The sequence below is a fragment of the Streptomyces sp. NPDC004647 genome, from assembly GCF_040609575.1.
Taxonomy (GTDB): domain Bacteria; phylum Actinomycetota; class Actinomycetes; order Streptomycetales; family Streptomycetaceae; genus Streptomyces.
In genome coordinates, this window is the sequence record NZ_JBEXKU010000050.1 from 1 (window position 1) to 24,454 (window position 24,454).

Here is a 24,454-nt window from a genome sequence, read left to right on the forward strand (position 1 = left end):
CGCCGCTTCCGTGGCGCCGCCGGCCGCCACGACGCGGGCGGTCGGCGCGCAGGCCCGGACCCGCCCCGGCAGGTCGACGGGGATCCAGTCGCCGGAGAGCCAGACCTCGCGGAGCGCGTCCAGACCGGGGTGGGCGGCCGTGGCCGCGCCGTCGGGGTTCCCCAGGTGCTCGACGAGCATCCGCATCAGCGCGGGGACCGAGTTCCACAGGGTGACCCGGTGCTCGGCCATCAACTCCAGCCAGCGGGCGGGGTCTCCGAGCGCCTGCGGCTCCGGGAGCACCAGTGCGCCTCCGCCACCCAGCACGGCGAAGATGTCGGCGACGGAGAGGTCGAAGCCGAGGGCGGAGAGGCCCAGGGCGCGGTCCCCGGGTGTCACCGCGCAACGCTCGGCGAAGTCGGCGACGGTGTTCAGCACCGCCCGGTGGGACTCCGCGACGCCCTTCGGCGTGCCGGTGGACCCCGAAGTGTACAGCACGTAGGCCAGGTCGGCCGGGTCCTGTACGGGGGCCAGCGGCGCGTCGTCGCCGTCGGCGTCCAGATCGACCGCCAGCCCGACCGCACCGGAGGGCCAGGTACGGCTCTGGCCCTCCGGCGGGGTGAGCACGAGCCGGGTGCCGGAGTGCTCGAGCAGCCAGTCCTGCCGGCTCCGCGGCAGGTCCGGATCGAGCGGCAGGTAGGCGGCGCCGGAGAGGTGCACGGCGAGCACCGCGACGATCTGCTCGACGCTCTTCTCCATCGCGATCGCGACCAACTGGTTCGGAACCGCTCCGAGTTCGCGCAGCCGTCGGCCGACCCGGCAGGCGTGCCGGTAGAGGTCGCCGTAGGTGAGGGCACGGCCCGAGGCGATGACGGCCGTACGGTCGGGACGGGCCAGCGCCTGCTCGACGACGGCGGTGCACAACAGCCCGTCGGGGTTCGGTCCGGCGGTGTCGTTGGCCTCGTCGATGAGCTGCCGCTGCGCTTCCGGCAGCACATCGGCGCTCTCCGGGCCCCAGGCGCTCTCCTCCTCGGCCAGGGCGTGCAGCAGCCGGTCGTAGGCGTCGAACATCTCGTCCATGACGCCGGGCAGGAACATCGCCTCGACCGCGTCCCACTTGTACGTCAGGGCGCCGCGGTCCTCGTACACCTGGTGGTCGAGCAGCACCTGCGGGGTCTGCGACACCGCGTGCACGGTCTCGCCGAGCCAGTTCGCGCCCAGGTCGCCCTGCCGGAACTCCCGGTCACGGCCCTGCTCGCGAGCGCTGGCGAACACGACGGAGGCGAAGGCCGAGGCGGGCAGGCCGCGTTCGCGGGTGATCTCGCGCATGACCTCCACGCCGCTGAAGAACCGGTGGTCGAGGTCCTTCCACAGCTGCTGCTGGATGCGCTCGGCCAGACCGGCGACGCCGCCGCCCGCACGGAGGTCGACCTCGAGCAGCGTCACGGACGTGAAGTCGCCGATGATCCGGTCGATTCCCGGGTGCAGCGGGTGCCGGTTGAACAGCGGTACGTCGATGGTGAAGTGACCGCTCCGGCTCCAGGTGCCGAGGACGGTCGCGTAGGCGGCGAGCTGCACGGCGGAGGGGGTGAGGCCGCGGGCCGCCGCCCACTCCTTGACGCGGGTCCAGCGCTCTGCGTCCAGCCGGGAGTGGCGGCGCCGGCGCAGGGCCTCGGTGCCCGCCGGCAGACCGGTGGCGACCAGCGGCAGCTGAGGGTTCGGGGGCAGCGTGCCGGTCCGCTCCAGCCAGTACGCCCGGGACTTCTCGTACGCCTCCGTGGCGCGGATGCCCTGCGCGGCGATCACATAGTCGCGGAAGGACACCTCCAGCGGGGGCAGTTCGGTGCCCCGGCCCGCGTAGAGGTCGCCGAGCTCGAGGAAGAACAGCCGGATGCCGGCCACATCGGCGACCAGCAGGTCGAGGCTGACGTGGACGCGCGCCCGGGTGTCCCCGACCCGGGTGACCCGGATGTCGAACATCGGCCAGGTGTCCAGTGGCAGCACCTGATGGCCCAACTCCTGGCGGATCTCGCCGAGGTGCGCGTCGAGGCGGCCGGGGGCGGCGGCGCGCAGGTCGTACACGGTGACGGGCACCTCGCCCACGTCGGGCAGGATGCGCTGGCTGCCGTCCGAGGACACCACAGCGCGGAGCATCTCATGGCGCTGCACGAGCGCGTGCAGCGCCCGGCGCAGCTGTTCGAGGTCCAGATCCGGACAGTCGTACTCGGTGTAGAGGTGGATGGAGGTGCCGCCGAGGTCGTACGCGCTGCCACGGCCGACGAGGTACGCGTGCTGGATCTCGGTGAGCGGGAACGGCTCGTGGCGGGCCGCGGGGTCGGCGGTCAGCTCGGGCCAGACCATGCCCTGCGGGCCGTCACCGTCCAGGTCGCGGAGGATGCGGGAGGCCACGTCGGTGACGCTGCCCCGGAGGAATCCGGCCATCGGCAAGGCTACGCCGAAGTCCCGGCCCAGCCCGTAGCGGAGTTCGACCGTGCGCAGCGACTCCAGGCCGAGGGAGATCAGCGGGCGGTCCCCCGGCACGTCGTGCGGGCTGCCGGTGCCGAGGAGGGCGGCGATCCGCCGGCGGACCTCGGCGGCCAGCACCTGCCCGCGCAGCTCCATGGGGAGGGCGAGAACCATGTCGCGCAGGGGGGCGCTGCCCTGCGCGCCGTCCGCCGCTCCTTCGGCCGGGGCGGTGGACGAGACGGGCGCGGAGGGGGCGGCGGGCATGGCGGGCGCTGTGGCGGTGTGCAGCGGGTCGAGCTCTCCGTCGAGGTAGGCCTGCCGGCACGTCGTACGGCGGATCTTGCCACTCCCGGTCATCGGGACGCCGTCGGGTGTCACGAACACCACCGCGTGCGCCTCGACCTCCTGTTCGGTGGTGATGGCGGCCCGGACGTCCGCGGCGAGGGCCGCGAGGTCCAGGCCGGCGGCGTCCTCGACGGACTGGACGAGGACGAGCCGTTCGCCCTCCTCGGCGTCGACGGAGAACGCGGCGGCGGGCGCCGTCGCGAGCGCGGGATGGGCGCGGCGTGCGGCGGCTTCCACGTCCTGGGGGTGGATGTTGCGCCCCCGGATGATGATCAGCTCCTTCAGCCGGCCGCAGACCACCAGCTCGTCGCCGTGCCGGAAGGCCAGGTCTCCGGAGCGCAGGAAGGGGCCCTCGCCGTCCGCCAGCCGTCCGGAGAAGGTCTCCTCGGTCCGGTCCGGGCGCCGCCAGTAGCCCTGGTTGACCACTGCGCCGCCGATCCATATCTCACCGGCCTCGCCCTGGCCGCATTCGGTACGGGACTCGGGGTCGACGACGAGCATCCGGACCCGTGGGTGCGGTACGCCGCAGCCGACCAACTCGGCTGAGCGGTCCGGTAATCCGGGGCCGAGCTGTTCGGCCCTGCCCTGCTCGAGCTCGGCGGCGTCGACCGTGAGCACCAGGGGGTCGGGGCCGCGGCGGCCGCTGACGCCGAGCGTGACCTCGGTGAGCCCGTACCCCGGGAACCACGCTTCACGGCGGAAGCCGTGCGGTTCGAAGGTGCGGGTGAACGCGTCGATGGTACGGCGCTGGATGCGCTCAGCGGCGTTGAAGGCGGAGTGCCACGTACTGAGATCGAGCCGTTCCCGCTGCTCGGGGGTGACGCGCTCGACGCATCGGTCGTACGCGAAGTTGGGCCCGCAGCTGAACACCGGGGCGGTGGCGTCGGAGATCGCCTTGAGCCAGCGGAAGGGTTCGGCGACGAAGTCGTCCGGCGTCAGCAGGGTGCACCGGCCGCCGATGAACTGCGACATGGTCACCGTCCCGGCGATGCCGAGCGCGTGGTAGACGGGCATCCATGTGACGACCTCGGCCCCGTCGGGGAGTTCGGCCAGATCGCGGAACACCTGGAGCTGCTCCAGCAGGTTGTCCTGGGAGACCATGACCCCCTTGGGGAGGCCGGTGGATCCGGAGGTGTACTGCATGAGCGCGAGGTCGCGGCCCTCGGTCCTGGGCGGCACCCACAGATCCGCCGGCGCCGTCCCGCCGTCGATCTCGATCCAGGCCGCCTCGGGGGCGCCGCCGTCGGTCCAGGCCCGGCGCAGCTCCGCCGACTGCTCGCTGTGGCCGATGACAGCGGCGACTTCGGCGTCCAGACCGATCTGCACGAACCGTTCGCCCTGTCCGGCGGGCCCGGCCTCGGGCGGGGCGCAGGCCACCACGCACGCGCCCGCGTAGAAGCAGCCGAACAGCGCCGCGACGAAGTCCGGTCCTGGCGGAAGCAGGAGCAGGACCCGCTGGTTTCCCGCGCCGTGCCCCTGCAGGGTCGCGGCCACTGCGCGGGCCCGGCCGTCGAGCTCCTCGCGGGTGAGGTGGCCGGGGGGCAGTTCCAGGCCGGTGCGCTGGTCGAAGGAGGGGAAGGTGAAAGCGGTCGCGCTCGGATCCCGTTCGACCCGTTCCCGCAGGATCTCCCAGAGCCTCGCGTGCAGCCCGGTGCCGCGCAGAGCGCTGACGGTCATGTCGGTGATCCCCTGTCTGATGGTCTCGGGAACGGCTCGTCAGGACGGATCGCACCGTCACTCCCCCTTTCGATCATCAGTTCTGGGGACGGCACCGCCACAGCCCCGCCCGAGGGGGCCGAATGGTGATCCGGGGGGTACCCGTACGGGCACTGCGATCCGCCAGGAACCCCGCTCGGTGGTGCGGGCACCGTCCTCGTGCGCGCGAGGCGACGGGCGCGGTGTTCGTCGCGGACCCTCCTCCCCGGCACGGCTGTCCACGAGGGCGCGCCTGTGCCGCCCGCGCTCGCCACCGCTGCGCTCAGCGGCCGAATCCGGCCCCGGGGGCAGCTCCCGGGCCTGCGTTCGCCGTTGCAGTGCGCCGCACCGGTGCTGCCGCGGCGCCGGGTGGAAAGCCGTACGGGGGTGGCCGAACGGGCACCCCCGCCCTGGCCCAACTGCCATGCACTTCGAGGCTGCCCCGGTGCTCGAGGCTCCTCGAACCTGGGGAGGCACCACCGCCGGTGTCCACGGCGGTTCCGGCACCGGGGCCGCGGTGTCGAACAGCCCACGGCGATACGTCCTCGCTCGGGACCCGAACCTGAACTCGGCCCACGGTCCACGGACTACGGGCCGCGGACTGCGGCCCCGGGCCCGGACCCGCGCCGCCCGGACCCCGGCCCGCGCGCCAGAAGGGAAGACCCGATCATGCCGCCTGAGGCGAGCACCTTCGTCACCCCGGAGCAGATCATCGACGATCTGTGGGCTCCACGGGCGACCCAAGTCCTGCTCACTGCGGTGGAGTTGGGACTCTTCTCACATCTCGCGACCGGAGCTCGCACCGCCGCCGACATCGCCGAGGCCGCCGGTGCGGCGCCGCGCGGTGTCCTGCGGGTCCTCGACGCCCTGGTCGCCCTCGGGTACCTGGAGAAGGACGGCGGGGAGTACGAACTCACGGCGGTGTCACGGCGGTTCCTGGTCCGGGATTCGCCGTCCTACCTCGGCGACATGTGCCGCGAGACCCGGCTGCTGTGGCCGTCCTGGTCGCGCCTGACCGATGTGGTGCGCACCGGAGAACCGACCGCCCTGTGGGAGGAGGAGAGCGCAGGCCGCGAACACTTCCCGCAGCTCGTATCGGCCTGGTTCCCGATGAGCTTCGGCGCGGCGCGGGCCGCGGTCGGCGCGCTGCCGGAGCGCACCCGCGCGGGCATCCGCCGGGTCCTGGACGTGGCGGCCGGCTCCGGGGCCTGGTCCCTCGCCTTCGCACTGGAGCTCCCCGAGGCACGGGTGACCACGGTCGACCACCCCGAAGTCACCGCGATCACACGGAAGTTCACCGAGCGCTTCGGCGTCGCCGACCGCTACGAGCACATCTCGGGGAATCTGCGTGAAGTGCCCTTCGGGGACGGGTACGACCTGGTGACGCTCGGATACATCGTTCACACCGAAGGGCCCGAGTGGGGCCGCAGGCTGATCGAGAAGGCGTACGCGGCTCTCCGGGACGGCGGAACGCTGCTGATCGGAGACATGATCCCGGACGACGACCGCACCGGCCCGGACATCCCGCTGGTCTTCGCGGCGACGGATCTGCTGCTCTTCTCCCGGCACGGAGACGTCTTCACCATGCGGGACTACCGGGCCTGGCTGACCGATGCCGGTTTCCGCTCCGTCGAGGCAGTCGACGTACTCGCCCCGTCGCCGCTCCTGGTCGCGACGAAGTGATCCTCGCGACCGCGACCCTGACCGAGATCACGACCACGACCGCGACCGGAACCCCGCCCGCGCCGGCCCCACCGACCGCCGAGGGAGGCCCCCTTGTACGTGACGCCCACGCCGTACATCTGGCTGGACGGCCGCTATGTGTCATCGGAGCAGGCCACGGTGCATGTGCTCACCCTGCTCTACGGCTGGGGGGTGTTCGAGGGCATCCCGCGCCTACCCCTCCCCCACCGGCCCGCAGGTGTTTTCCGGACCCCACCTCATGGCTCACCGAGGCGTTCAGCATCCAGGACCACTCACCCTGACGACATCGCCGCCCCCGGCGGCAGGCTCAGCTCCGGGGGCGGCGGCAGGCTCACCGCCGGCGGGCACAGCCGGGTCAACTGCCGATCCCCGCGCGGTGGGTTTCGTCGATGATGCCCTCCCGCAGGGCCAGGGCGACGGCCAGGGTGCGGTTGGGGCAGTTGAGTTTGGCGATGACGTTCGCGACGTGGCGCTTGGCACCGTGCTCCGAGATCTCCAGGCTCTTGGCGATCTGTTTGTTGCTCATGCCCTGGGCGAGCAGGCAGAGGGTCTGGTGCTCACGCGGCGTGAGGAGATAGGGGCGGCTGGGGCGCTGCGGTGCCCGGCTGCGGAGCCGCCGGAACATCCACTGCGCGAGGGTCGCGGGCAGTGGCATCTCCCCACGGACGAGCCGGGTCAGCGCGTCCTCCAGGGACACCACGGTGAGATCGGTCGTCAGCAGGAATCCATCGGCGGAGATCTCGGACGCCACCGCGAAGTGCGGCTCGTCGGTTCCCTCCAGGAGACACAGTGTCCTGGTACGGCGCTCGTGGCCCGCCGCTGTACGGCGCTCGTGGCCCGCCGCTGCGAGGCGCCGCATGGTGTCGTCGCCCGCGCAGGGGAAGACGATCACATCGACGCGCGCCGACTCGAGTCGGCGGCGCGCGGCGTCGGGGTCGCCGAAGTCGTCCACCCGGGCCACACTGCCGAGCTCATCCATCATGGCCGCGAGTCCGCGCCGGATCATCTCGTGCGGATGCACGACGAAGACCCGCAGGCCGCTCGTCTGCCGGGACACTCCATCGGCATCCTTCCCGCCCACCAGTCCCGGCTCCTTCGGGCCCGGCCCGCCTAACGCACTCATGCTCTTGGGCGACGACTCGCTGAGGTAGTGCATCGGTTTTCCCCTCCCCCAACCTGCAAACTCCCGCGGACTTGTCACCCGCAGTCACCAGCGGGATACGGAACTCCCCAGCACTGTTCACACAGTGCGTTCGAAAAGTGGTCAACGGGGCTGCCGGCGGTTGCGGCGCGCAAACGAACCCCGACCCCTTTTTACAGGCCGGGGTTCACGGCCCCGGGAGCGGGCCGGGGTTCATCACGGAGAGTCGAGAGGAGATTCGTCCGCGGTGCGTCCCTCCCGGGCGACCAGAGCGAAGGGGTGTCCGGCAGGGTCGGAGTAGAGCCGTACGTCCCGCGGGCCGCCGTTGTGCTTGGTGTCCAGTGGTCTGCCGCCGAGGCCGATCACTTCGCGTTCCGCTTCATCCATGTCGTGCTGCGAGACGAGGAGGTGGAGGTGTGCCTGCTGCGAGTCGTCCGGGCGCGGCCAGCTCGGCGGCGCGAGGCTGTGATCCCGGCGGATCGCGATGCTCACACCGCCCTGGCCGACGACTTCGAGGAAGTCGGGATGCATGCCCATCCGTACCTCCGCGCCGAGGAGTTCGGCGTAGAAGTCCGCCAGAGCCTCGGGCTCCGCACAGTCGAGCACCAGCACACTCGTCTTCGTTACCGCCATCGCAGCATCCCCTCGTCCCCGCCCGCAGTCCCGCGGACCGCATCACAGGAGTCCCTACCCCCGAAGCGACTCCGCACGCCGACGGGCCGGGGGCGGGACGTCGTCCTACGAGGCGGCCCTGCGCAGCAGCAGCGCCGCGACCCAGCCACCGAGGAAGACCGCGACCACGCCGACCAGTTGGGCGGCGCCGACTCCGGAGGCGAAGGCGTCCGCGACGGCTGTCCGGTCGGCATCCGTACGGGCCGCTGCCGACGCGGCCGGCAGCGAGCCCGTACCCGCGAGGGCGGCGGGGAGCAGGGCGCCGAAGCGGGAGCCCAGGACCGCGCCCAGGACGGCGACTGCCACGTGACGTCAGCCGGTCTTCTTTGCGTCCGACACGGCCTTGGCGAGGTTTTCCAGGAGCGGGGCGGCGCCCGCGTACGAGAAGCGGGGCACGGCGTCCCAGGGCGCGACCTGGCCCGCCTTGACGGCGGGAAGCTTCGACCAGGAGGGCTTGGAGGTCAGGTCCTTCGGCTGCAGCGCGGAGGTGCGCTGGTCCAGCAGGATCAGGTCTGCCTCGTACTTGTCGGCGTTCTCCCAGCTGAGGCTCTCGAAGTAGCCGCCCTTGTCGAGCTTTTCGGGGACGACGAGGTCGACGCCGAGCTCACGGAAGTACATCAGGTCGGTGTTGTTCTTCGGATTCGAGACATAGAAAAGGTCGGCGCTTCCGGAGGCGGCCATGACCTTGAGACCGCCGTTGGCCTTGGCCGCCTTGCGCAGCGTCTCGGCGGCGGCCCCGAACCGGGCCTTGGCGTCGGTGACCTTCTTGGCCTTGAGGTCGGCGCCGAGGGACTCGGCGAGCTCCGCGTAGCGCCTGATGGGCTCGGGCAGCGGGACGCGGGCGGCGGTGATGGCCACGCTGGGCGCAAGCTTCAGGATCTTCTTGCTGCTCTCCTCGGGCAGGTACCAGAGGGCGTCCGGGTCGTACATGTGCGTGACGAGCAGCTCGGGGCGCAGGGCCGCGTACTTCTCGATGTTGAACTCGCCCCAGACATTGCCGAGGATCTCCACCTTGCGGATGTCGAGATTCCCGGCCTGCGGGTCCGGCTTGCCGTTCTTCAGCTCGGTCTCGCCGAAGACGCCGACGATCTGATCGTCGAGCCCGAAGTCGTGCAGGGCGGCGGCCGTTCCGGTGAAGGCGACGACGCGCTTCGGGGTGCTCTTGGCGGTGACCTTCTTCTCGCGGTCGTCGGTGAACGCCCAGGCGCCCGCCGCGCCGCCGCCGTTGGCCGCGTCCGAGCCGCCGCTGTCGCCGCAAGCGGCGAGCAGGGCGCCGAGGCCGGCGGCGCCGCCGGCGGCGAGCAGGCCGCGGCGGGAGAGGTTCGCGGTTCTGGCGTGAGGCATGGCTGTGTCTTCTCTCGTACGCAGGGGGCCGTGGGGATTAAAAGTTAGGTTAACCTAACCTAAGTAGATATCCAGCGGCCGGATGGCTCCGGCTTTCCGCCCGCAACCGGAGCGCGCACGTGTCCTTCACCAAGTCACCGCAGACGACAGCGGATTCGGCGGCGCCGTTGCCGCCCCGCACCCGGTCACCCGGCGGGCGCCAAGCGCTGCGCGCCGCCGGACTGCTCGCTTCCGCGCTGCTTCTGCTGGCCGTCCTCTGCCTCAGCATCGCGGTCGGCGCGAAGCAGCTCTCCCCGGGCGAGGTGTGGCAAGGGCTCTTCGACAGCGGCTCCGACGGATACACCGTGGTCCACGAAATGCGGCTTCCGCGCACGGTGCTGGGGCTGCTGGCCGGGGCCGCGCTGGGGCTCGCCGGCGGCGTGATGCAGGTGCTGACCCGCAATCCGCTGGCCGACCCCGGACTGCTAGGCATCAACGCGGGCGCCTCGGCGGCCGTGGTCTCGGCCGTCTCCCTGCTGGGAGTGGGCTCTTTCAACAGCTATGTGTGGTTTGCCTTTCTGGGAGCCGCGGCCGTCTCGCTCCTGGTGTACGCCGTGGGCGGCGGGCGCGGAGCGACTCCCGCGCGGCTGGCACTCGCCGGCGCCGCGCTCAACGCCACGCTCTACTCCTATGTGAGCGCGGTCATGCTGCTGGACACGGCCTCGCTGGACAGGATGCGCTTCTGGACGGTCGGTTCGCTGGCCACCGCGCAGGCCGGGACGGTGGCGAAGCTGGTCCCCTTCATGGGCGCCGGCCTGCTGCTCGCCCTGGCACTGGCCCGCCCGCTGGGCGCCCTGGCGCTGGGCGACGATTCGGCGCGGGCGCTCGGCGCGCGCCCGGCCCGTATCCGCGCTGCCGCCATGGTGGCGGTGACGCTGCTGTGCGGTGCGGCCACCGCCGCCTGCGGGCCGATCGTCTTCGTCGGGCTGATGGTTCCGCATCTGGTGCGGGCGCTGACCGGGCCCGATCCCCGCTGGCTGCTGCCCTATTGCGCGGTGCTCGCGCCCGTACTGCTGCTCGGCGCGGATGTGCTGGGACGGATGCTGGCGCGCCCCGGCGAGCTTCAGGTGGGGATCATCACGGCCGTGCTGGGCGGGCCGTTCTTTCTTTACTTCGTACGGCATCGGAAGGTGGCACGGGCGTGAGCGTCATACGTACTTCCGGCGGGCTCTCGCTACGCTTCGCGCCGCGCGCGCCGGCCATGGGCGTGGGATGCGCACTGCTGGCGCTCGCCGCGGGGGTGCTCGCGATCGGCAGCGGGGACTACCCGATGAGCCCGGCCGACGTGCTCCGTACGCTCGCCGGCGAGGGCGCCCCGGCGGACGCCTTCATCGTCAACGAGGTGCGGCTGCCGAGGGTGGTCACCGCCCTGCTGGCCGGCGGCGCGCTGGCACTGGCGGGAGCGGTCTTCCAGTCCCTGGTGCGCAATCCCCTGGGCAGCCCCGATGTCCTCGGCTTCACCCAGGGTGCGGCGACCGGGGCGCTCACCGCGATCGTGGTCATCGGGGGCGGCAGCCTGGCACTCGCGGGCGGCGCCGTGATCGGCGCACTGCTCACCGGCGCGCTGATCCACGCCCTGGCGTGGCGGCACGGCGGGCACGGAAACCGCCTCGTGCTGGTCGGCATCGGCGTCGCGGCGATCCTCACCGGCGTCAACGGCTATCTGCTGACCAGGGCTCAGATCATGGACGCGGCACGGGCCGTGATGTGGCTGACGGGCAGCCTGGACGGGCGCGGCTGGGGCGACGCCCTGCCGCTGCTGGCCGTCATGGCCGTGCTGGTGCCGGTGGTGCTCCTCGGCTGCGGACGGGCGCTGCGCATGCTGGAGATGGGCGACGAAGCGGCGATCTCCCTGGGCGTACGGGTGGCGCGGATCCGTGTCGCGCTGCTGGTGGCGGCGGTGCTGCTGGTCTCCTTCGCGGCGGCCGCGACCGGTCCGGTGTCCTTTGTGGCGCTCACCGCACCCCAGTTGGCGCGGCGGCTGACCAAGGCGCCGGGCCCGAACCTGTTTCCCTCGCTGTGCGTGGGCGCGACCCTGCTGGTCGGCGCCGACCTGGCCGCGCAGCGCCTCATCGCCGGGCAGCAACTGCCGGTCGGTGTGGTGACGGGTGTGCTGGGCGGCGGCTATCTGGTGTGGCTGCTCGCCACGGAGCGCAGGGCGGGACGGATATGAGGGACGAGATCCAGAGACAGATCCGGAGCGAGGACGGTGTACGGGACATGGGCCACGGCGCAGCGCGGCTGAGCGGGAGCGAGCTGACCCTCGCCTACGAACGGCGGACGATCGCCGAGGGGCTGACCGTCGCCGTGCCAGACCGGTCCTTCACGGTCGTCGTCGGTCCGAACGCCTGCGGCAAGTCCACGCTGCTGCGAGCGCTGTCGCGGGTGCTGAAGCCGGCATCCGGCACCGTGCTGCTGGACGGGCAGGACATCGCCACGCTCTCCGCGAAGAAGGTGGCGCGGACGCTGGGTCTGCTGCCGCAGTCGTCCATCGCGCCGGACGGAATCACGGCCGCCGATCTGGTCGCCCGCGGCCGGTATCCGCACCAGGGGCTGCTGCGGCAGTGGTCGCGGGAGGACGAGCGGATCGTCGACGACTCGATGGCGGCGACCGGGGTCGCGGACCTGGCGGACCGTCCGGTCGACGAGCTCTCCGGCGGGCAGCGGCAGCGGGTGTGGATCGCGATGGCCCTCGCGCAGCAGACGCCGCTGCTCCTGCTGGACGAGCCGACGACGTATCTCGACATCGCCCACCAGATCGAGGTGCTCGACCTGTGCGCGCGGCTGCACGAGCAGGAAGGGCGCACCCTGGTGGCCGTACTGCACGATCTGAACCACGCGGCCCGCTATGCCACGCATCTGATCGCCATGCGGGACGGGGAGGTGGTGGCGGAGGGAGTGCCGGGCGAGATCGTGACGGCGGAGCTGGTGGAGGAGGTGTTCGGGCTGCCGTGCCGGGTGATCGACGACCCGGAGACGGGGTCGCCTCTGGTGGTCCCCGCGGCTCGGCGGCGCGACGGCGCCCGGCTTCCGGACCCGGCAGGACAGGTGATGTGAAGCGGGGCTCTACGGTGCTCCGCGGCCACGGAGGCGTTCCAGTTCGCGTCGGTCGCGCTTCGTCGGGCGCCCCGCGCCGCGGTCGCGGTCCCCTACCGCGGCGATCTCCTCGCGGGGCGGTGGCGGCGGACTCTTGTCGATGTAGCACTCCGCGGCGACGGGGGCTCCCACCCGCTTCCGGACAATGCGTGAGACTTCAACGATCCAGTCGCGTCCGGCGTGGCGGAGCCGTACTTCATCCCCGGCCCTGACCGCGTGGGCCGGTTTGACGCGTTCGCCGTTGACGCGGACGTGGCCGGCACGGCAGGCCGAGGCCGCCATCGAACGGGTCTTCGTGAGCCGCACGGACCAGATCCAACTGTCGATCCGTACGGTGCCCTCATCCGCAGCCATGCCCCCACTGTAAGGCCCGGACTTCGTGTCTCCGCGCGGCGCTGCCGAGCCGGACGCCGACGGTCCCCCTCACCGTCGGCGCCCCGCTCGCGGCACCCGGGACCCTCATCCCGGGGGGTACGGGTGGAACCCACGACCGCTCTTGCGGCCCAGCAGTCCGGCCTCGACCATGCGCTGGAGCAGCGGGGGCGGCGCGTAGAGCGGTTCCTTGAACTCCTGGTAGAGCGACTCCGCGATGGAGGCGACGGTGTCGAGACCGATGAGGTCGGCCGGCTTCAGCGGCCCCATGGGGTGGGCGCAGCCCAGTTCCATGCCCGCGTCGATGTCCTGAGCGGTGGCGAAGCCGGATTCCGCCATCCGGATCGCGGACAGCAGGTACGGGACCAGCAGGGCGTTCACGACGAAGCCGGCGCGGTCCTTCGACCGTACGACGGTGCGGCTGAGGGCCGTTTCGGCGAACTCCTCGATGACACGGAGCGTTTTGGGCGCGGTGTGCAGCGAGGAGACCACCCAGGTCGCCGCCATGCCCGACGGGCAGCGCTATCTGTGGACGGCGCGGACGGTCACCCGCAACCGTGGCGGCTGGGGCGAGCCGGGCAAGACCTTCGCCCTCGGACTGGGCTGCGAACTGCGCCACGCGTCACGGCTCGTCTACTCCGCGGGCCTCGATCTGGACGACGAGCGCGCGGCGACCCCCATCGGCATGGGCTGCAAGGTGTGCGAGCGTCTGGGCTGCCCCCAGCGCGCGGTCCCTCCGCTCGGCCTGCGGCTGGCCATCGACGAGAACAGCTCGTCCTTCGTGCCCTACCCGGTCACGTCCTGACCCGGGCGCCGGCCCGCCGTACCGCAGGCGCGCGCCCGGTCCGGGAGCCCACGAACCGCGCCTGCCCGCTGATGCGTTGGTCACGGGCCGGGCTCAGCCGCCGTAGGGATTGCCCTGCTGCGGGATCCCGTAGTTGCCCGGCTGCTGGGGCGGCGCACCGTACGGGCTGGGCTGCTGCTGCGGAGCCGCCTGAGCCGGATGTCCGTACGGACCGGGCTGCGGCGGGCCCTGCTGGTAGCCCCGCTGGTGGACGGTCCAAAGGGAGGGATGGCGACGGCGCGCATGATCTCCTCCATGCGCCGCAGGTGAGCGTCGGTAAAGACCTTGTGCCAACTCGGGCCAACCATGATCATATGACTGTTTCTGCACCTGGATAGCCGTATGGGGGCGGGGGTAGGGCTGTGCCGATCGATGCGGTACCGATCGTTCCGATGCCCAACGATGACGTCGCATCAGAGAGGCAGCCTGGGATGGGCCGAGAAGGGCAGCAGGCCACCCCGCCCGCCGTCATCGTTTCGACCGGAACGACCGGAACGACCGGAACGTCCCAGGACAGTTCGACGAGCAGAGATAGGTCGGGCAAGCGTGACACAGCCTTTTGAAATGCCGGACTTCTACATGCCGTACCCGGCGCGACTCAACCCCCATGTCGAGGAGGCCCGGGAGCACTCCAGGAAGTGGGCCCGCGAGATGGGGATGCTGGAGGGTTCCGGCATCTGGGACCAGCACGACCTCGACTCCCACGACTACGCCCTGCTGTGCGGCTACACCCATCCCGAGACCTCCGGCCCGGAGCTCTCGCTGGTCACCGACTGGTATGTGTGGGTGTTCTTCTTCGACGACCACTTCCTGGAGATCTTCAAGCGCACGCAGGACAGGGAGGGCGGCAAGGAGTATCTGGACAGGCTGCCGGCCTTCATGCCGATGGATCTGAGCGCGGGAACTCCCGTACCGGGAAATCCTGTTGAGGCAGGTCTGGCGGACTTGTGGGCCCGAACCGTACCCAGCATGTCCATGGACTGGCGGGCACGGTTCGCCGAAAGCACCGAGAACCTGCTGAACGAGTCGCTCTGGGAGCTCTCCAACATCAACGCTCACCGGATCCCCAACCCGGTGGAGTACATCGAGATGCGCCGCAAGGTCGGCGGGGCACCTTGGTCGGCCGGTCTGGTGGAGCACGCGGTGGGTGCCGAGGTTCCCGCGGCGATCGCCGGCACTCGGCCGATGAGGGTCCTCAAGGACACGTTCGCCGACGGCGTGCACCTGCGGAACGACCTGTTCTCGTATCAGCGGGAGACCGAGGAGGAGGGCGAGCTCAGCAACGGCGTCCTCGTCCTGGAGACGTTTCTCGACTGCACCACCCAGCAGGCCGCGGACGCCGTCAACGACCTTCTCACCTCCCGGCTCCAGCAGTTCGAGAACACGGCTCTCACCGAACTCGGCCCCGTTTTCGCCGAGAAGAGCCTGGATCCGCAGTCCTGCGCCGACGCCCTGGCGTACGTCAGAGGGCTCCAGGACTGGCAGTCGGGCGGCCACGAGTGGCACCTGCGCTCGAGCCGCTATATGAATGGCGGCGCGGACTCAGCCCCTTCGGCCGGCCGGTTCCTCTTCACCGCCGGCGGACTGGGCACGTCGGCGGCCGACATCAAGCAGGCCGCCGGGCTGATCGGCGCGGGCAGGGTCCGCAGCTTCACCCACATCCCGTACCAACGGGTCGGCCCGTCGCAGCTTCCCGACTTCTTCATGCCCTTCACCACCACGCTCAGCCCGCACCTGGCCGCCTCCCGCCGGAATGTGGTCGAGTGGGCGGCCCGGATGGGAATGCTCGAGCCTCAGCCGGGCATCCCCTGCTCCGGCATCTGGGACGAGCGCAAGGTCGAGGACTTCGATTTCCCCCTGTGCGCCGCGGGCATCCACCCGGACGCCTCCCTCGAGGAACTCGACCTGACGTCGGGGTGGCTGACCTGGGGCACCTACGGGGACGACTACTTCCCGGTCGTCTTCGGCCGCACCCGGGACATGGCCGGGGCGAAGCTGTGCAACGAGCGGCTGTCGGCGTTCATGCCCGTGGATTCCGCCGTCACCCCCGTGCCGGCGAACGCACTCGAACGGGGCCTGGGCGATCTGTGGTCCCGTACGGCGGGCCCGATGACGTCGAACGCTCGCCGCCAGTTCCGCACTGCCATCGAGAACATGACCTCCAGCTGGCTCTGGGAACTCGCGAACCAGGCGCAGAACCGCATCCCCGACCCGGTCGACTACATCGAGATGCGCCGGATGACCTTCGGCTCCGATCTCACCATGAGTCTGTGCCGGCTGGCTCACGGCCGGGAGGTGCCGCCCGAGATCTACCGCAGCGGGCCGTTGAGATCCCTGGAGAACGCCGCCTCCGACTACGCCTGCCTGATGAACGACGTCTTCTCCTACCAGAAGGAGGTCGAGTTCGAGGGTGAGGTGCACAACGGCGTCCTCGTCGTCCAGAACTTCTTCGACTGCGACTACCCGACCGCACTCGCCATCGTCAACGATCTGATGACCTCCCGGATGCGCCAGTTCCAGCACGTCGCCGCGAACGAGCTGCCGGTGCTGTACGACGACTTCGATCTGGGGCAGGACGCCCGCCGGATCCTGGACGGATACGTGCGTGAGCTCCAGAACTGGCTCTCCGGGATCCTGATCTGGCACCAGGGCTGCCACCGGTACGCGGAGGCCGACCTGCGGCGCAGCGCCGGAGCGGAGCGAGGGGCGGCAGTCGCCCTGGACGGCCCCACCGGGCTGGGGACTTCGTCGGCGCGGATCATCGTGCCCGCCGGATGGCACCGGTAGCGCCGCTCCGGCCGAGCCGTCTGCGCGTCGGTTGCAGGTTGCCGCCCGCGCGGCGACCTGCAGCCGGCGCGGCAAGCCGCACTCCGCTCCTCCTGCCCGGCAAGCCGCACTCCGCCCAGCCCGGCCGCTCGCCCCCTCCGGTCCGCCGCCGACGCTCTCACCAGGGCCTTCGTCCGCTCTCGTCCCGCCTCCGGCTCCGCACGGCCGGACACAGGAGGCAAGCATCCCCGGCTCCGGGCCAAGGGAAGGTCAAGGTGCCCGCCGGCCGCAGCGACGCACTGGTCGAAGCCGTGCGTGGTGCCAACTTCCCGCCGGGCTCGGTGTTCGGCTGGCTCGCCGGTGAGTCGGGGGCGGTTCGGGCTCTGCGCCGGCACCTCGTCGAAGAGCGCGGCGTGGACAAGCGGTCCGTCGAGTTCAGTGGGTACTGGCGGTTCAAGCTCACTCAGGACGACGCCCCGACCGAGGAGGATCTCGCCGAGGCGCAGGAACGGCTGGCGGACGGCGTACTCCCCCAGGAGAACGGCTGAACACCGCGCTTCCGACCGTCGCCGGGAAAGGGCCTGATCGTGGTGGGCCTCCTGCGGGCGGACGTGGCAAGTGCTTCACCCCGCCCGGCGAGGCGGGCCCGGCGCACACGCTATGTGTATCCGCCGGCTGTCGCGCGGGGCGTGGTCGGCAGGGCCTCGCGGCCCACGAAAGAGGTGAGCCGGGCGCGGAGGTTGCCGGGCGCGGGGCGTCCGCTTCGGCCGGGGCTTCCCGTACCGGGACAGGTGTTGGCGCTGCGTGGGGCCGGCGCCGGTGCGACGCCCTCTACCAGCAACTCGGCGTACAGGAATTGCAGTTCACTCCCCGGATCGACGCCGAGCCGCTCGGCCAGCCGCTGACGCACGTCCTCGTACGCCTGGAGCGCCTCGGCCCGCCGCCCCGCCGCCCGCAGTGCCCGGATCCGCAGCGCCTGCAACGGTTCGTCCAGCGGCTCCTCCGCGGCCAGCCCCGCCAGCTCGGCCAGAGAGCCCTCCGGCCGGCCCAGCGCCACCTCGGCCGCCAGCCGGGTCCGGCGCGCTTCCACGTGCAGTCGATCGGCCCGTACGGCCAGTGGATCCCCGTCAAACCGTCCCGGCAAATCCGCCGGCACGGGACCGCGCCACTGCGCGAGCGCCTCGTCCAGCAGCACTGCCGCCTTCCCGGCGTCGCCGTCGCCGAGCGCGGCGGCGCCCTGCGCCGCCAGCCGCTCGAAGCGGAAGAGGTCGATGTCGTCCCGCTCCACCGCCAGCCGGTAACCCCCGGGCACCGAAGCCACCGCTTCCCTGCCCAGCGTCCGCCGTAGCCGCCCGACCAACGCCTGCAGCGCCGCCGTCTCGTCGGCGGGGGGAACATCGTCCTCGTCCCATACCCGGGCGATCAGTTGCCCCGTCGGCACCGGCCGCCCGCCACCCATGGCCAGCGCGACCAGCAGCGCCCGAAGCCGTGCCCCGCCGAGTGACACCTCGGTGCCGTCCGGGCGGAGCGCCTGCGTGGCACCGAGTACGCGGTAGCGGTAGGTCACCTGCCCATTGTCCTCAACGCTGTCCGTGTACACCGCCCATCCCAACGGCGTGACCCGCCGGTACGTTTTCGAAGGTCCGGCGCAAGACGACGTGGCCTGGGGTCACCGTCAGCGCAGGCTCCGCGCGTGGCGGTACTCGCGACGGCCGTTCGGCAGCATATCCGCGCGGCGAGGGGCGCGCGGGGCCGGGGGCGGCCGGCCGGCCACCTGCGTCGGCTATCCGCTCGCGGCCCAACAACCGCTGTACCGCGGGCTCCTGCCCCTCCCGCGAGGCATGGGGCAGGAGCCCGAAGCCGAACCAAGGCGTCAGAATGTCGGCCCGTCTGAACGGCGGCGTCAGAACGTCGACCCCGTCCGAACGGCAAGGCGTCAGAACCTCGACCCCATCCGAACGGCAAGGCGTCAGGGCGTCCGGACGTCGGACGAGAGGTCGTCAGGGCGCCGGAGAAGGTCGTCAGCCGTCAGTCGGCGTAGATCCTTCCGTCCTCGAGGCGGTACTGCTCCGCGGCCGAGCAGCCGATCGACGGCGTGATCAGCAGGCTCACCGAGATCGGCGCGGGGTCGGTGCTCGCCGTGGAGAACTCGCACACCGCGCCGCTGCCGGTCAGCGGGAACCAGAACCAGCCCTCCACCTCCCCGACCGTGACCCGGTCCGTCTCCTTCCACGCACCGCCGCTGTAGGCGTAGACCTGCATGCGTACGGAGGCGGCGTACTGGTCGTTCTCGGATCGCAGCGCGGTCAGCGTGATCTTCTGGTCCCGGCCGAGGACGGAGGACGCGATCTGCTTGGTCTGCACCGTCGACGCCGCCCGGCTGTCGGTGGCCTGAGCACCGGCGGCGCTCACTGGGGTGACAGCTGCCGCCGCCGCGACCAGCGCCGCGCCCCGCCGTACGAGCGTCCGGTTGTTCATCCGCTTCATGTCTTCCCCCATGGGTGTTACGGCGGAGAAGGGGAAGGAAGTCCGACACTCCCGCATCAATCCCTCCATCCACGCAAGGAAGTAGACACACCACCCAGCCCAGAGGTTGTAGGGCAGATTGCGCGGGCCGCACCCCGGGAACACTTACGGACAGATGGGGCAAGCGGCGATCGTTCGTCGACCGGCGACTCGCCACGGCCGCTCCGCTCGACGACCATGCGTCGACCGCCGGGTGTGGGAGCCGGCTGACCGGCCGGCCGCGAGGCGTGAGGTGGTCTGAGGGACCGCCGTCCCATAGACGCTCGCCAGGCGGCCGTCTGCCTTGGCCGCAGCCCAAGATGATCACATAGAGTCACACACGTCTTGCTTCCGGCGCAGTGTAAAGGCTTGCCGATCGGGCAGAGGCGTCGTTGGAAGAAAGACAGCCGACACTTACAGAAACGGGGTGTATCACGCATGAACGGCAAGTACATGAGCAGCATTGCAGCCCCGTCGCGGATCGCCGTTGTGGACGGGGACCCCTCCGCCATTGCTCACGCCAGGGACGCCGCCCGCACCTTCACGGAGGGCCTCGCTCCGGCTCCGGACCCCGATGCGGCCGACACCGTCGTGCTCGTGGTCTCCGAGCTCGTCACCAACGCGCATCGGCACGCCGGTGGACAGTGCACCCTCATCCTGTCCGCCCACCCCGAGGCCATCGAGATCGCCGTCTGCGACCACAGCCCCAGGCTCCCCCGCGAGCGGGTGCCCGACCTGAACGGCGGCACCGGGGGCTTCGGCTGGCCCATGGTGCGCCGACTCGCGCACCACGTCACGATCACCCCCGGGCCCGGCGACGGAAAGACGATCCACGCCTACCTGCCGCGGTAGCTTCACGCGCGCCACCGGCCCGCCTCGTCCACCCCCACCGGGCTTTCCGCGGACACCGCTCCATCAGTGCCGCGGGCCCTCGCACCGATTCCGCGCCGGCCACCTGCCCCACCCCCGCCGCCCTGTGCTCCGGACCCCGCTCCCCCTCCGGCTCAGCCGGCCGCCGAACCGCCTCTCCGCCCCAGCTCACCGCCTTCTGTGGCCCGACGGCGCACTCTGCCCGGGTCGGCGGGCTCCATCCGCATCCGCCCGCGGACGGGCCATGTACGGGTTGAGGGCGCCGGGGCTGCTGCGGAACGGCGGGCCCGGGTGACGTCCGAGCCACCGTTTTCGCGATTCGAATCCCCCGCATGCGGCATCCAAGCGGCGATAACGAACGAATCACGCATAGCGTGCAGAGTGCAGAGAGCGAAGGTCGGCATTTTCTCCTTGGAGGGCGAACGGCGATGACAGATACCGGACAGCCGAACCGGCCCGAGACCCGCCGCGGGGAATCCACGGGCGAGCCTGCCGGTAGGACCCTCGGGGGCCGGCGCGGAAGCGATGCGGCCTCCCGTGGGCGGACCACGATCGCCGACGGCGTGGTTGCGAAGATCGCCGGGTTGGCGGCCCGGGATGTCCCCGGCGTACACGCGATGGGCGGCGGTTTCGCCCGCGGCATGGGAGCCATGCGGGAGCGTGTGCCCGGTGTCGGCGGCAAGTCCGTCACCAGCGGGGTGAAGGTCGAGGTCGGCGAGGTACAGACGGCGGTCGATCTGGAGATCGTCGTGGAGTACGGCGTGGTGATCACCGACGTTGCGGGCGCCGTCCGGGAGAACGTGATCACTGCCGTCGAGCGGATGACCGGCCTGGACGTCGTCGAGGTGAACATCGAGGTCAGCGATGTGAAGCTGCCTGACGAGGAAGAGGAAGAAGAGGGACGGCGAGTCGAGTAGCCAGGCCACCGCGAGGGCGCCGCGAGCGCGACGCGAAGCCGCCGGGCAGCTGCCCGGCGGCGGTCGCGCCCCATTGCCCGTTCCCCCTCGTCTCCGGCCGCGCCCCTGTGCAGGAGGATCGACTTCCGACCAGCGGTTCCTCGGGAGTGCGGGTCAGCCGTCGATCGCCTGGTAGGCCAAGGTCTCGAAGTCGACGGCGATGCTCGGTGCCTGCGGCGACTCCCACATCCGCTGGGTGAGCAGGATGCCGGTCAGCTCCTCCGTCGGGTCGGCGAACCACGTGGTGCCCATCCCACCGTCCCAGCCATACCGGCCGGCGCAGGCCAGGCCCTCCCGTTCGGTCCGCACCCCCACGCCGAAGCCCCATCCCCGCGCGTCCCACTCGCCGGGTACGAGGGCGGAGCGAGCCTTCTGCTCCTGGGTCAGGTGATCCATCGTCATGACCTCCACCGACGGGCGCGACAGGATCCGGGCACCTGCGTACGCACCCTTGCCGAGCATCATCCGGGCGAAGGCCAGATAGTCGTCCACCGTCGAGACAAGGTCGGCGCCGCCGTCCGGGAAGGCGGGCGGCTCGGCCCACCGGCTGTTCTCGACGCCGTCATAGAGCACGAGCGAGCGGCTCCCCGGATCGACGGCGTAGCTGGTCGCCAGCCTGTCCCGGCTCTTCGGTGGGACGCTGAAGCCGGTGTCCTTCATACCGAGCGGAGCGAACACGCGCTCCCGCAGGAAGTCCTCCAGCGGCCGGCCGCAAGCCCTGGCGATCAGGATGCCCAGGACAGCCGACCCGATGTGGTACATCCACGACTCTCCCGGCTGGTGCATCAGCGGCAGTTCCCCGAAGCCGCGGAGCCACTCGTTCGGTTCGGGGAGCGTCGCCATCCTCGGCGGTCCGGCGGCGAGCCCCCGCTCGGCGGCGGCCCGCACGATCGGGTACGTATCCGGCGCCATCAGCATGCCGAAGCCGAGACGGAACGTCAGGAGGTCGCGCAGGGTGATCGGACGGTTGGCCGGAACCGTCTCGTCGAGCGGACCGTCCAGCCGCTTGAGAACCCGGCGGCCGGCCAGCTCGGGCAGGAATCCGTCCACCGGATCGTCCAGCCGCAACACGCACTCCTCCACCAGGATCATCGCGGCCACCGCGGTGATCGGTTTGCTCATCGAGGAGATCCGGAAGATGGTGTCGCGGTGCATCGGGACGGCGCCGCCGAGCTCCTTGCTCCCCATCACCTCGATGTGCGTCTCACCCCGCCGGCTCACCGCGGACACCAGGCCGGGCACGACGCCGTCCTCCACGTACCTGGCCAGCACGTCATGCATGCGGTTGAGACTCTCCTTGGACAGCTGCCCCTTGCTCATGCCGGGATTCCTCTCTCCGGATCGGCTCGGACTGACGGGCCGTCGGCCGCCGGGCCTGCCACACCCTGCGTCGGTCGCTACCACTGTCCACCGGACCACTGACAATCCGGGGTGAACCGCGCCGTCGGACGCCGCGGAAGCTCCTGGCGCCGGGCGTACGCGGCACGCACGGCGAGCTCCGCGGGTTCGCCGCGGGGGCAGTGATACTCACTGCATTCCTGGGTCGAACCCGGCGGCCGACCCGGCGCGTAGGGGGTGGTGAGAGGCCGGCGCGGGGCGCCGGTTCCACCACCAGAGGGAGCTCGACATGAATGTCATCAGGAACCGTCGTGTGGCCGCCGGGCTCGCCGTCACCGCTGTGACCGCCGCGGTCGGCACGACCCTCGGCATCACCCCGGTCCTGGCCCGGGACGGCGGCCATCACGACGGGTACGGCGCCGCCGTCCGGAAGAGCGGGGGCGCCGACGTGGCGGCCCGGGACGGCGTGGCCGGCGAGCCGGTGTTCTTCGCCGCCGGCCTCAATGGGAGCAACGAGGTACCGGCGCAGGGCGGCCCCGCGGTCGGTGACAAGAACGGCAAGGCCGTGCAGTTCCTGCGGATCCAGGGCAACCAAGTCTCCTTCGCGCTGAAGTGGCAGGGCACCGCCGCGCCCACCGCAGCCCACATCCACCTCGGCAAGTCCGGCACCAACGGGGCCGTGAAGATCCCGTTCTTCGCCGAGAAGGTGCCCGGTGGCCTCAACGCCGTCACCGGTTCGGTCACCGTCGACGATCCCCGGCTGCTGAGAGACCTGGCCGAGAACCCGGCCGGTTTCTACGCCAACCTGCACACCGCGGAGTTCCCCGGCGGAGCCGTCCGCGGGCAGCTCCACCGCCTCAGCAAGCCCGTCGACATCGACAAGGCGCTGTCCAACTTCCAGGCGTCGGTGGTCAAGGGCGAGCAGATCTACGCGTGCACCAAGCAGCCCGACGGCACGTACGCCTTCACCCAGAACAACGTCACTGCCAAGCTCGGCCTGAACATCGACCACTCCTTCGTGAAGCCGAACGCCGGCCCGCCGCAGTGGATCGCCCCTGACGGCTCCGCGGTCACCGGCAAGCTCATCTCCAAGCGGCCGAACGGCGCGAAGAACATCCCTGAGCTGGATCTGGAGGCCACGCAGTCCGGCAAGAAGCACGGCCTGCTGGCGAACAGCGTAGAGATCCTGCGCCTCAACACGGTCGGCGGCGTCGCGCCGGCCGGCGGCTGCGACCCGCACACGCAGCCCAAGGCCGCTGCGCCGTATCAGGCCGATTACCTCTTCATCCAGCGGTGACGCAGCCCTGACCGACGCACCAGAACACCGACCGCCCCGGCCTGTCTCCACTGACCACGACCCCTGACCGCAGCACGCACACCGTGCCCCTCACCGTCCCTCCTGACCGCAGCCCCGAGACCGCGGCCCGCCTGTGATCCCCCCCCAGGCGGGCCGCTTTCGGCGTTGGCGCGCTTCCTGACGCTCCCGCCTCGTACGGCATCCCGCAGAGCCGGGCAGCGCGGGGATGCGGTGCGATTGCGTAACGCCCATTTCGTAACGGAACCCGGCCCGGCGCGGCTCCGCGTAACGCGGAGCCGCATAACTCCTGGTCAGGCCGCCCGTCCGCGCTCAACCACGTCACGCAATGAGGTGTGCGGTTCTGTCCGATGTGCAGACCTACGTGCAGATCGCATGCTTGTTGCATTCGCCAATCGAGAGGGGACCGGGGTCATGGGGGCTTTAACGGAGCAGCGCGCGGTGCCGGGGAACTGGAGCGTCATCGGGTCCACCGGCGCCTCCTGTGACCGGGAGCGGGCGCTGCGCACGCTGTACGACGAGCACGCCGACTCATTGCTGCACTTCGTGATCCGCCAGGTCGGCGGGGACCGGCAGCAGGCCGAGGACATCGTGCAGGAGACGCTGCTGCGCTCCTGGCGCAGGGCGGAGTTCGACGGCACCCGGTCCTTGCGCCCGTGGCTGTTCACCGTGGCGCGCCGGCTGGCCGTCGACACCTACCGCAGGCGCAAGGCCCGCCCCGAGGAAGTCGACGGCAGCGGCCTCGAGGACCAGTTGACGGCCGAGGCGGACGACATCGACCGCATGCTCTCCTCGGTGGTCCTCACGGACGCCCTGGACGCACTGTCACCCGCCCACCGTGCGGTGTTGCAGGAGACGTACTTCCGCGACAGGTCGGTGCAGGAGGCGGCCGATGCGCTCGGCGTCCCGCCGGGCACGGTCAAGTCGCGTATCCACTACGCCCTCCGGGCCCTGCGACTGGCTCTCGACGAGCGGGATGTCAGCACCACCAGGCGGTGACGGGGCCG

General features: G+C 71.2%; 18 protein-coding genes and 3 pseudogenes. 11 read left to right on the plus strand and 10 right to left on the minus strand.

From position 1 onward, the window contains the following. Nucleotides 1-4,467 (minus strand): AMP-binding protein (locus ABZW18_RS21930; protein ID WP_356189837.1); only part of this gene is annotated, 4,467 nt, incomplete at its 3' end. A 687-nt stretch (nucleotides 4,468-5,154) separates the two neighbouring features. On the opposite strand from ABZW18_RS21930, the gene ABZW18_RS21935 reads away from it, so the two are divergent. Further along, nucleotides 5,155-6,168, plus strand: coding sequence for a class I SAM-dependent methyltransferase (locus ABZW18_RS21935; protein ID WP_356189839.1), 1,014 nt, complete (start codon nucleotides 5,155-5,157; stop codon nucleotides 6,166-6,168). A gap of 376 nt (nucleotides 6,169-6,544) precedes the next feature. Here ABZW18_RS21935 and ABZW18_RS21940 read toward each other — a convergent pair whose 3' ends face one another. From ABZW18_RS21940 to ABZW18_RS21955, 4 genes are all read right to left on the minus strand, one after another. Continuing rightward, nucleotides 6,545-7,270 carry a response regulator transcription factor gene (locus tag ABZW18_RS21940; protein WP_356189841.1) on the minus strand — a complete coding sequence of 242 codons (726 nt, stop codon included), beginning with the start codon at nucleotides 7,268-7,270 and terminating at the stop codon, nucleotides 6,545-6,547. Between the two features lie 276 nt (nucleotides 7,271-7,546). Next, on the minus strand, nucleotides 7,547-7,963 hold the full coding sequence (locus ABZW18_RS21945; protein ID WP_356189843.1) for a VOC family protein: 417 nt from the start codon (nucleotides 7,961-7,963) through the stop codon (nucleotides 7,547-7,549). 105 nt (nucleotides 7,964-8,068) lie between these two features. Next, a complete protein-coding gene (locus ABZW18_RS21950) occupies nucleotides 8,069-8,308 on the minus strand; it encodes a hypothetical protein (RefSeq protein ID WP_356189845.1) in 240 nt (79 codons plus the stop codon). Nucleotides 8,309-8,314: 6 nt separating this feature from the next. Beyond that, nucleotides 8,315-9,346 carry an ABC transporter substrate-binding protein gene (locus ABZW18_RS21955; RefSeq protein ID WP_356189847.1) on the minus strand — a complete coding sequence of 344 codons (1,032 nt, stop codon included), beginning with the start codon at nucleotides 9,344-9,346 and terminating at the stop codon, nucleotides 8,315-8,317. 167 nt (nucleotides 9,347-9,513) lie between these two features. Here ABZW18_RS21955 and ABZW18_RS21960 point away from each other — a divergent pair, with 167 nt between their 5' ends. From ABZW18_RS21960 to ABZW18_RS21970, 3 genes are read left to right on the plus strand one after another with little or no spacing between them, the layout of a single operon-like run. Beyond that, nucleotides 9,514-10,530, plus strand: a complete 1,017-nt coding sequence (locus tag ABZW18_RS21960; RefSeq protein WP_356189916.1) for an iron ABC transporter permease — start codon at nucleotides 9,514-9,516, stop codon at nucleotides 10,528-10,530. A gap of 56 nt (nucleotides 10,531-10,586) precedes the next feature. Further along, nucleotides 10,587-11,558 (plus strand): iron chelate uptake ABC transporter family permease subunit, encoded by a 972-nt coding sequence (locus tag ABZW18_RS21965; RefSeq protein WP_356189918.1) that lies wholly within the window; start codon nucleotides 10,587-10,589, stop codon nucleotides 11,556-11,558. Between the two features lie 47 nt (nucleotides 11,559-11,605). Further along, on the plus strand, nucleotides 11,606-12,442 hold the full coding sequence (locus ABZW18_RS21970) for an ABC transporter ATP-binding protein (protein ID WP_356189920.1): 837 nt from the start codon (nucleotides 11,606-11,608) through the stop codon (nucleotides 12,440-12,442). Nucleotides 12,443-12,451: 9 nt separating this feature from the next. Here the strand turns inward: ABZW18_RS21970 and ABZW18_RS21975 are convergent, their stop codons facing one another. Together ABZW18_RS21975 and ABZW18_RS21980 are read right to left on the minus strand one after the other, a co-directional pair. Beyond that, on the minus strand, nucleotides 12,452-12,835 hold the full coding sequence (locus ABZW18_RS21975) for an RNA-binding S4 domain-containing protein (RefSeq protein WP_356189849.1): 384 nt from the start codon (nucleotides 12,833-12,835) through the stop codon (nucleotides 12,452-12,454). A gap of 105 nt (nucleotides 12,836-12,940) precedes the next feature. Next, a pseudogene (locus ABZW18_RS21980) lies at nucleotides 12,941-13,345 on the minus strand (3-hydroxyacyl-CoA dehydrogenase family protein); the annotation flags it as partial. 1 nt (nucleotide 13,346) lies between these two features. On the opposite strand from ABZW18_RS21980, the pseudogene ABZW18_RS21985 reads away from it, so the two are divergent. The 3 genes and pseudogenes from ABZW18_RS21985 to ABZW18_RS21995 form a co-directional block, all read left to right on the plus strand. After that, nucleotides 13,347-13,658, plus strand: a pseudogene (locus tag ABZW18_RS21985) (short-chain fatty acyl-CoA regulator family protein); the annotation flags it as partial. Nucleotides 13,659-14,243: 585 nt separating this feature from the next. Next, nucleotides 14,244-16,484 carry a family 2 encapsulin nanocompartment cargo protein terpene cyclase gene (locus ABZW18_RS21990; RefSeq protein WP_356189851.1) on the plus strand — a complete coding sequence of 747 codons (2,241 nt, stop codon included), beginning with the start codon at nucleotides 14,244-14,246 and terminating at the stop codon, nucleotides 16,482-16,484. A gap of 254 nt (nucleotides 16,485-16,738) precedes the next feature. Continuing rightward, nucleotides 16,739-17,011: pseudogene (locus tag ABZW18_RS21995) on the plus strand (SIP domain-containing protein); the annotation flags it as partial. 110 nt (nucleotides 17,012-17,121) lie between these two features. Here ABZW18_RS21995 and ABZW18_RS22000 read toward each other — a convergent pair. Beyond that, nucleotides 17,122-18,030, minus strand: coding sequence for a BTAD domain-containing putative transcriptional regulator (locus ABZW18_RS22000; protein WP_356189853.1), 909 nt, complete (start codon nucleotides 18,028-18,030; stop codon nucleotides 17,122-17,124). Nucleotides 18,031-18,491: 461 nt separating this feature from the next. Then, entirely contained in the window at nucleotides 18,492-18,962 is a 471-nt protein-coding gene (locus ABZW18_RS22005; protein WP_356189855.1) for a hypothetical protein, read from the minus strand. A gap of 459 nt (nucleotides 18,963-19,421) precedes the next feature. On the opposite strand from ABZW18_RS22005, the gene ABZW18_RS22010 reads away from it, so the two are divergent. Next, the gene (locus tag ABZW18_RS22010) at nucleotides 19,422-19,820 is read left to right on the plus strand and encodes an ATP-binding protein (RefSeq protein WP_356189922.1); all 399 of its coding nucleotides are present in this window, start codon (nucleotides 19,422-19,424) and stop codon (nucleotides 19,818-19,820) included. A gap of 446 nt (nucleotides 19,821-20,266) precedes the next feature. Beyond that, nucleotides 20,267-20,755, plus strand: a complete 489-nt coding sequence (locus tag ABZW18_RS22015; protein ID WP_356189857.1) for an Asp23/Gls24 family envelope stress response protein — start codon at nucleotides 20,267-20,269, stop codon at nucleotides 20,753-20,755. 153 nt (nucleotides 20,756-20,908) lie between these two features. On the opposite strand, the gene ABZW18_RS22020 is transcribed toward ABZW18_RS22015, so the two are convergent. Continuing rightward, the gene (locus ABZW18_RS22020) at nucleotides 20,909-22,114 is read right to left on the minus strand and encodes a serine hydrolase domain-containing protein (RefSeq protein WP_356189859.1); all 1,206 of its coding nucleotides are present in this window, start codon (nucleotides 22,112-22,114) and stop codon (nucleotides 20,909-20,911) included. A 307-nt stretch (nucleotides 22,115-22,421) separates the two neighbouring features. On the opposite strand from ABZW18_RS22020, the gene ABZW18_RS22025 reads away from it, so the two are divergent. Beyond that, nucleotides 22,422-23,429 carry a CHRD domain-containing protein gene (locus ABZW18_RS22025; protein ID WP_356189861.1) on the plus strand — a complete coding sequence of 336 codons (1,008 nt, stop codon included), beginning with the start codon at nucleotides 22,422-22,424 and terminating at the stop codon, nucleotides 23,427-23,429. Nucleotides 23,430-23,861: 432 nt separating this feature from the next. After that, the gene (locus ABZW18_RS22030) at nucleotides 23,862-24,446 is read left to right on the plus strand and encodes a sigma-70 family RNA polymerase sigma factor (protein ID WP_356189863.1); all 585 of its coding nucleotides are present in this window, start codon (nucleotides 23,862-23,864) and stop codon (nucleotides 24,444-24,446) included. The last annotated feature ends 8 nt before the right edge of the window (nucleotides 24,447-24,454 follow it).

What these genes read in the sequence shown, in the direction of transcription:
- ABZW18_RS22015 (WP_356189857.1), top strand. Translation starts at nt 20,267, where the DNA reads ATGACAGATACCGGACAGCCGAACCGGCCCGAGACCCGCCGCGGGGAA.
- ABZW18_RS21935 (WP_356189839.1), top strand. Translation starts at nt 5,155, where the DNA reads ATGCCGCCTGAGGCGAGCACCTTCGTCACCCCGGAGCAGATCATCGAC.
- ABZW18_RS22010 (WP_356189922.1), top strand. Translation starts at nt 19,422, where the DNA reads ATGAGCAGCATTGCAGCCCCGTCGCGGATCGCCGTTGTGGACGGGGAC.
- ABZW18_RS21975 (WP_356189849.1), bottom strand. Translation starts at nt 12,835, where the DNA reads ATGGCTGCGGATGAGGGCACCGTACGGATCGACAGTTGGATCTGGTCC.
- ABZW18_RS22020 (WP_356189859.1), bottom strand. Translation starts at nt 22,114, where the DNA reads ATGAGCAAGGGGCAGCTGTCCAAGGAGAGTCTCAACCGCATGCATGAC.
- ABZW18_RS22030 (WP_356189863.1), top strand. Translation starts at nt 23,862, where the DNA reads ATGGGGGCTTTAACGGAGCAGCGCGCGGTGCCGGGGAACTGGAGCGTC.
- ABZW18_RS21955 (WP_356189847.1), bottom strand. Translation starts at nt 9,346, where the DNA reads ATGCCTCACGCCAGAACCGCGAACCTCTCCCGCCGCGGCCTGCTCGCC.
- ABZW18_RS22025 (WP_356189861.1), top strand. Translation starts at nt 22,422, where the DNA reads ATGAATGTCATCAGGAACCGTCGTGTGGCCGCCGGGCTCGCCGTCACC.
- ABZW18_RS21965 (WP_356189918.1), top strand. Translation starts at nt 10,587, where the DNA reads ATGGGCGTGGGATGCGCACTGCTGGCGCTCGCCGCGGGGGTGCTCGCG.
- ABZW18_RS21945 (WP_356189843.1), bottom strand. Translation starts at nt 7,963, where the DNA reads ATGGCGGTAACGAAGACGAGTGTGCTGGTGCTCGACTGTGCGGAGCCC.
- ABZW18_RS22005 (WP_356189855.1), bottom strand. Translation starts at nt 18,962, where the DNA reads ATGGGGGAAGACATGAAGCGGATGAACAACCGGACGCTCGTACGGCGG.
- ABZW18_RS21970 (WP_356189920.1), top strand. Translation starts at nt 11,606, where the DNA reads ATGGGCCACGGCGCAGCGCGGCTGAGCGGGAGCGAGCTGACCCTCGCC.